The organism is Pseudomonas sp. JC1203 (assembly GCF_056175065.1).
In genome coordinates, this window is sequence record NZ_JBWCAM010000039.1 from 1 (window position 1) to 6695 (window position 6695).

Consider the following 6695-nt stretch of genomic DNA (forward strand, 5'->3'; position numbering starts at 1 on the left):
CACCTGCGCATCCGCACTGATCAACACCCCCTTCCCCGCCCGCAACGCCCCATGCGCGTCGGTGCGCAGTTCAAACCCGCCGCCGCGCAGCTTCTTCTCGGCATCCACCACGTGCCCCAGGTTCAGCTGGCTCTTGCCACCGAACTCGCTGGCCAGCTTCACGTGTTCCTGGCCGCGGGTGTCGTCCATGCGCAGCTTGTTGTTGGCCGGGGTGCGCAGCACGTTGCGCTGGTAGTTGCGCAGGGTGACCGGGTCGGGGTGTTCGCTGTCGTGCAGGGCGTGGGCGATGTAGGGGCGGTCGGGGTCGCCGTGTTCGAAGGCGATGGCCACTTCGGTGCCGGGTATCAGCGGCAGGTGCAGGCCGTGGGTGGCGCCGGCGTAGGGCCGGGCCAGGCGCAGCCACAGGCTTTCCTGGCCCATGGGCCAGGTGTGGCGGTCGAACAGGAAGCTGACGCGGTAGCGGCCTTCGATGTCGATGTGGCTGTAGGGGTCGTTGGCCTTGTAGCTGCTGACGCGCGCGGCGACGGTGCCGGCCATGATGGGTTTGGGCAACAGCGGGGGTCGGAAGCTGCCCGCCTCGATGTAGGGAATGGCCTGGAAGTGGGCGATGAAGCTGCTGTCACGGGCGGCGTGGCAGCGCAGCTCGGTGATGACGATGCGCGGCTTGAACGCCTGCGGCGCGTCGCCGCTGATGGTCAGCACCTGGCGCGGCGCCAGGGTCGGGCTGCTGGTGGTGCCGCTCAGGCAGACCTGCTGGGTGAGGTAGCGCTCGTGGTGCATGCGCGCGTAGAAAATGCCGGTCTCGGCGGGCAGGTCATCGTCGTAGACGTGGCGGTTGCCGAGCACGTCGTAGGGGTCGCCGAAGTGGTAGGCCTCGCCGTAGGTGGTGCGGGTGGTGGCGCGGGTCTGGTCGACCTCGGCGTCGAGCAGCGCGCGCGCGTCGCGGTGGCGGTAGGTGCGCACGTCGACGTGCTGTTCCACCATTTGGTGGCGGCTTTGCAGGGCCCAGACACTGTCCTGGCCGCCGCTGTCCAGCCCGGACTGCGGGCGGTACGGCAGCTCGACGTCGAACTGGTAGCCGCGGCGGTGGTCATGGAATTCCAGCACGGTGATGTCGACGCGCACGTCGTCGAAGAAGCAGTACCAGATGCCCACCTCGGCCAGCAGCCGCTCGATGAAGGCCAGGTCGCTCTCGCCGAACTGCATCACCTGCTCGCGGCGGGGGAACTCGCGCACCATCTGGGTGTGGAACTCGTAGCCTTCGAAATAGTGGCGGCGCAGGATGCTCTCGACGATTTCCGGCACGCTCTGCCGCTGGTAGATGCGGTACTGCTTGCCGCGCGCCAGCAGCGCCAGCTTGGGTTGCAGGGTAACCTCGTAGCGCGCCTCGTCGCGCGAGCCGGACAGCCGCCGGAAGCCGGTGATCACCCCGCGCACGCTGCGCAGCGGCTTGGGCGGCGGCACCACGTGGCCGCGGTACAGCGGTTTCACCGCCAGCGGGAACAGGCGGAAAATGGCGTCGCAGCGCAGCACCTGTTCGGGTGAGATGTCCTGCACTGGGCTGGTGAATTCGATGCGGTAAGTGAAGCACTGGCTCAGGCGCTCTTCGCCTGCGAAGGCCAGCACGTCCAGGGGCGCTTGCAACTGGCTGATGCTGAGGCGGTGGCGGGTGTGGTCGAAGAGGATGCGTGGGGCTTCAGCCATGGTCAGGCCTCCTGGGCTAAGGGGTGGAATTGCAGGGGCAATGAAACAACTGGGTTTATTTGCAAGAACCGGCTTTATTCAGGAACAACTTGTTACGTGCCCAGCACATCAGCGACGAACACTGCTACTACTTATATTTGAGAACCTGCGGGCACAGGCACTTCTTCTTGGTAACAAGGTTTATCGAGAATCCTGATAAATACCGTGCCTTAACAGCAAGCCCGCGAGCCACGCCAGGCCAGTCAATTCAAGGCTTACCGAGAATAAAACAGTAGGGCAATGCGCGGAGGGATACTAGCCAGGGAGGAGTGTTTGCGATGGGTCTTACAGTATGTAGCGAGGATTCCTACAACATCGAGCCGGATAGCTTACTTATGGGATGTATTAGGTATCGGCACGATTGCCACCCACCCATTGACTTGCACAGAAACATCCAAGCCAGAACTGCACTGTAATATGCACAATAAAACCATTACAGATGAAATCGGACACACGCTCACTCTGCAAAATATAGAAATAACTGTGACCTTCGATGATGTGACCGGCCGGTAGCCGCCACCTGAAGGCAGCGGCTCCCCCCCTAGGGGCTACAGCGCCAGCGACAGCCGCAGGCCGTCATAGATAGCCGCGTGAATGTCGCGGCTGGCCACTGCGTCGCCTATGCGGAACAGCTGGAAGTGGCCTTCGCCATTGGCCGCCAACGTCTGCTCGCGCACCTCGATGAAGGCCTGCTGGTCCAGCTCGCCACGGTTGCGCGACTGCGCTTTCAAGGCGAAGTACAGCTCGTCCAGCGGCAAGGTGCCGTGTTCCACTACCACATGGTCTACCACCCGCTCGTAATGCTGGCGGGTGGCTTCGCACCACAACCGCGCCAAGCGCCGGCCGCCCTCGGCGCGCACGGCCACCAGGCGTTGGCTGAAGGTCTGCTGCACGCCCTGTTCGACAAACACCTTCAAATACGCAGGCATGTTCAGCCCACCCACGTCTGGCCCCAACATGGCCTCACCGGTGACGAACTGCACGCGCACGCCAGGCATCTGCGCCAGCACCTCGGTGCAGCTCAAGGCCTGGTGGGCGCCGTTGCCGTCGAACACCAGCACCTCGCCCTTGGGTTTGAAGTCGCCGGTCAGCACGTCCCAGCTGCTGTGCACCCACTCGTTGCCCTGTTCCAGGAACTCGCAGTCGGGCACACCGCCGGTAGCGATGATGACCACGTCCGGGGCCAATGCCTGCACGTCGGTAGCCTCGGCGTAACAGTTGTAGCGAATGCTCACGCCCAGCCGTTCGCACTCGGCCAGGCGCCAGTCGATAACGCCGATCAGTTCGCGGCGGCGCAATGGCATGGCGGCCACGCGCACCTGGCCGCCGGCCTGGTCACCGGCTTCCAGCACGCTGACGCGGTGGCCACGCTCGGCGCACACCCGGGCCGCTTCAAGGCCGGCGGGGCCGGCGCCAACCACCACCACATGGCGGCCAGGGGCGCTGCTGGGTGGCGTGACCTGGGGAATGCGCGCTTCCCGGCCGGTGGCCGGGTTGTGGATGCAGTGGGCTTCGCCGGAGATATAGATACGGTCAATGCAATAACTTGCGCCCACGCAGGGGCGGATACGCTCTTCCTGCCCGGCTGCCACCTTGGCCAGCAGGTGCGGGTCGGCCATGTGCGGGCGGGTCAGGCCCACCAGGTCCACCAGGCCTTCACGCAGGGCGTGGCGGGCGGTGGCGACGTCGCTGATGCGTGCGGCGTGCATCACTGGCACCGGTACCGTGCGGCGTACCGCGCCGGCCAGTTCCAGGTGCGGGCCGGCCGGGGTGCCCATGCCGGGGATGACCCGTGCCAGCGCCTCGCCGCTGTCGATGCGGCCCTTGATCACGCTGATGAAATCCATGCCGTGGTCGGCCAGGGTGCGGGCGATGGTCAGGCCTTCTTCCTGCCCCAGGCCGCCGGGCATGTCTTCTTCCACCGCCATGCGCACGCCGATGATGAACTGCGGGCCGACGGCCTTGCGCATGGCCGCCAGCACCTCCAGCGGAAAGCGCAGGCGCCCTTCCAGGCCCCCGCCGTAGCCGTCGTCGCGGCGGTTGCCCGGGCTCCAGAACGCGTCGAACAGGTGGCCGTAGGCTTCGATTTCCACGCCGTCCAGGCCGGCGGCCTTGCAGCGTTCGGCGGCGTCGGCATACTGGCGCACGATGCGGGCTATGTCGAAGTCCTCCATCTGCTTGGCGAAGCTGCGGTGCGCGTGCTCGCGGCCGCGCTGGGGCCACATCAGCGGCAGCCAGTCGTCGGTGAAATTGCTGGCACGCCAGCCCAGGTGCGACAGCTGGCACATCACCGCGGTGCCGTGCTGATGCACGCCGTCGGCCAGCTCCGCCAGCCACGGCACCACTTCATCCTTGTACAGGTGCAGGTTGCCAAAGGCCGGCGGGCTGTCGGCGGCGACGATCGACGAGCCGCCGATCATGGTCAGGGCCACGCCGCCACGGGCCTTTTCCTCGTGGTATAGGCGGTAGCGCTGGCGCGGCATGCCGTCTTCCGAATAGGCCGGCTCGTGGGACGTACTGACCACCCGGTTGCGCAGGTGCAGGTGTTTGAGGGCGAAGGGTTGCAACAGCGGATCGTTGGCGCTGGCCATGGGGCATCCTCATCGATGGCGGCGGGATCAGGGCTGGGTGCTGCTGGCGGTCTGCGCCGCTTGGTCGAACATGGCGTCGAAACGCGGTTTGTTGGCGGCGTAATAATCGGCCACCACGCTGTCGGCGCCGCTGTCACGCGCCTTCAGCATCAGGCCCTGCAGCTCGGCCAGGGGCATCGTGTAATGCGCGAAGAAGTACGCCACCTGCGGGTGCTGCTGGCTGAAGCCCTTGCGCGCCACGGCGTGGATCTGCTCGGCACCGCCAAAGATGCCCTTGGGCTCGGCCAGGTAGCGCAGCTTCCATTTGGAGAACATCCAGTGCGGGTTCCAGGCGTTGATCACCGACCACTGGCCACGACGCAGGCCACGGTCCATCTCGGTGAGCATGCCGGTTTCAGAGGACGCCACCAGCTTGTAGCCCGTGAGTTTGTAGGCATCGATGGCCTTGAGCGACAGTTTGTACTGGCCATTGCCGGCCTCGGAGGTAAGGATGCGGCCATCGAGCTTGGCCCGCACTTCGGGCTTGTTCAGGTCCTCGACGCTGGCCACCTCGCTTGCCGGCACGGTCTCGGGCACCGCCCAGCCAATGCGCCCTTCGTACAGCACGCCGAGGTCTTCGAGGCGGTCCTTGTATTTGTCCCAGTAGTCCTTGTGGGTGTTGGGCAGCCACACCATGGGAATCAGGTCGATGTTGCCGTTGGCCAACGCCTGGAACTGGATGCCGATGTCGGCCTGCACCATTTTCACCGGCTGCTTGAGGTGGTCTTCAAGGGCGGTCTGCGCCAGCTTGGCGGTTATTTCGGTGTCGGACCAATTCACCCAGCCGATGCGTATCGGGGCGGGCGCATCGGCGGCGTGGGCCATCAGGGAGGTAGCGGTCAACAGCAGGCCGGCGAGCCTGCCATAAGCTTTTGGGCTATACAGATGCATTGGCTTTTTCCTCAACGTTAGGTCACGGTTTCCTGGGCAGTCGAAGTCAGCACGTTGTTTTTTGTTGATCAAAGCAAATCCCGGGCCTGGGCTGCAATCGATTAAAACTGCCGGTTGGCATGAGAAAATATTATGGAAAGACTGCGTCGACGCCTGCCGCCCCTCACTGCCCTGGTGGTCTTCGAAGCCGCCGCGCGCCTGCAGAGCTTTACCCTGGCGGCGCAGGAGATGTGCATCACCCAGGCGGCGGTCAGCCGGCAGATCCGCCAGCTGGAGGAGCACCTGGGCAACCCGCTGTTCATTCGCAACCACCGCAACGTCACCCTGACCAACGCTGGCCAACGTCTGTTCGAGGCGGTGGACGAGAGCCTTGAGCGCATCGCCCAGGCCAGCACCGAAATCCGCGGCGACGCCAGCGACGCCATCACCATCGCCGCCACCGTGTGCATGGCCACCTACTGGCTGATGCCGCGCCTGGATGCCTTCCAGCGCGAATTCCCGCAGGTAGCGCTGCGCCTGTTCGCCTTCGACCGCGAGATTGACCTGCGCGCGGAAAACGTCGACATGGCCATTACCTGCGGCAACGGTGGCCAACGCCACGGCGTGCGCCTGAGCCATTTGATGGACGAGGAACTGGTGCCGCTGTGCAGCCCCGGCTACCTGCAGGGCCGCACCCTGCGCGAACCTCCTGAGCTGCTGGGCGAGCGCCTGCTGAACCTTGACCGCGAGCACTGGCGCGGCTTCAACTGGGCGGTCGCGGACTGGGCCGCCTGGTTTGACCAGATGAACGTGCGCGGCCCACTGCCGCCTGCGCGCCTGGCCTTCAACAACCACGCCCAGCAGATCCTCGCCACCCTGGAAGGCCGTGGCATAGCCCTGGGCAGCCCGCACATGCTCACCGACCTGCTGGCCGACGGCCGCCTGGTGGAAGCCCTGCCCCACCGCTACGCCACCCGGCGCGGCTATTACCTGGCGGTGAACGAGCACAGCACCCGGCCGCAGGCGGTGGCGCGGTTGCAGGCGTGGCTGGAAGGCACTGAGTGATCCTGACGCCGCCTGGCGGCAGCGGCTACAGGGACGCGCGCAACCCGCCCCCGTAGCAGCGGCCATAGGCCGCGTCCGCAGGTGCCGCGCTGTTCCCGGCACACCGCAGCGCCACCGGACGCCGCCTGCGGCAGCTGCTACAGGGACGCGCGTGCACCGCTGATCGCGTCGTCTGCATCGCGGCCAAGGCCGGCTCCTACCACGCACGGGGTAGGAGCCGACTTTAGTCGCGATGCAGGCAACGCGGTTTCAAGACAGTTACTGCTACGCGGATTTGGTGTAGCCGCTGCCGCAGGCTGCGCTGGCCCTTCTCCACGCTGAAAATCTTCAGCGCACGCTGGGCCCAGCGCAGCCTGGCGGCAGCGGCTACAGCCAACACCCACAACG

General features: G+C 65.7%; 4 protein-coding genes. 1 reads left to right on the plus strand and 3 read right to left on the minus strand.

The annotated features are described in order from the left end of the window. From AC0SZ7_RS31430 to AC0SZ7_RS31440, 3 genes are all read right to left on the minus strand, one after another. The coding region (locus tag AC0SZ7_RS31430) for a type VI secretion system Vgr family protein (RefSeq protein ID WP_475507972.1) at positions 1-1704 on the minus strand (1704 nt) is incomplete at its 3' end. Between the two features lie 587 nt (positions 1705-2291). After that, the gene (locus tag AC0SZ7_RS31435; RefSeq protein ID WP_475507973.1) at positions 2292-4334 is read right to left on the minus strand and encodes an oxidoreductase; all 2043 of its coding nucleotides are present in this window, start codon (positions 4332-4334) and stop codon (positions 2292-2294) included. 27 nt (positions 4335-4361) lie between these two features. Further along, positions 4362-5264 (minus strand): glycine betaine ABC transporter substrate-binding protein, encoded by a 903-nt coding sequence (locus tag AC0SZ7_RS31440; RefSeq protein WP_475507974.1) that lies wholly within the window; start codon positions 5262-5264, stop codon positions 4362-4364. A gap of 132 nt (positions 5265-5396) precedes the next feature. Between AC0SZ7_RS31440 and AC0SZ7_RS31445 the strand changes: the two genes are divergently transcribed. Next, positions 5397-6308 (plus strand): LysR substrate-binding domain-containing protein, encoded by a 912-nt coding sequence (locus tag AC0SZ7_RS31445; protein ID WP_475507975.1) that lies wholly within the window; start codon positions 5397-5399, stop codon positions 6306-6308. The last annotated feature ends 387 nt before the right edge of the window (positions 6309-6695 follow it).

Coding starts and splice junctions, on each gene's coding strand:
- AC0SZ7_RS31435 (WP_475507973.1), bottom strand. CDS start 4,334: ATGGCCAGCGCCAACGATCCGCTGTTGCAACCCTTCGCCCTCAAACAC.
- AC0SZ7_RS31440 (WP_475507974.1), bottom strand. CDS start 5,264: ATGCATCTGTATAGCCCAAAAGCTTATGGCAGGCTCGCCGGCCTGCTG.
- AC0SZ7_RS31445 (WP_475507975.1), top strand. CDS start 5,397: ATGGAAAGACTGCGTCGACGCCTGCCGCCCCTCACTGCCCTGGTGGTC.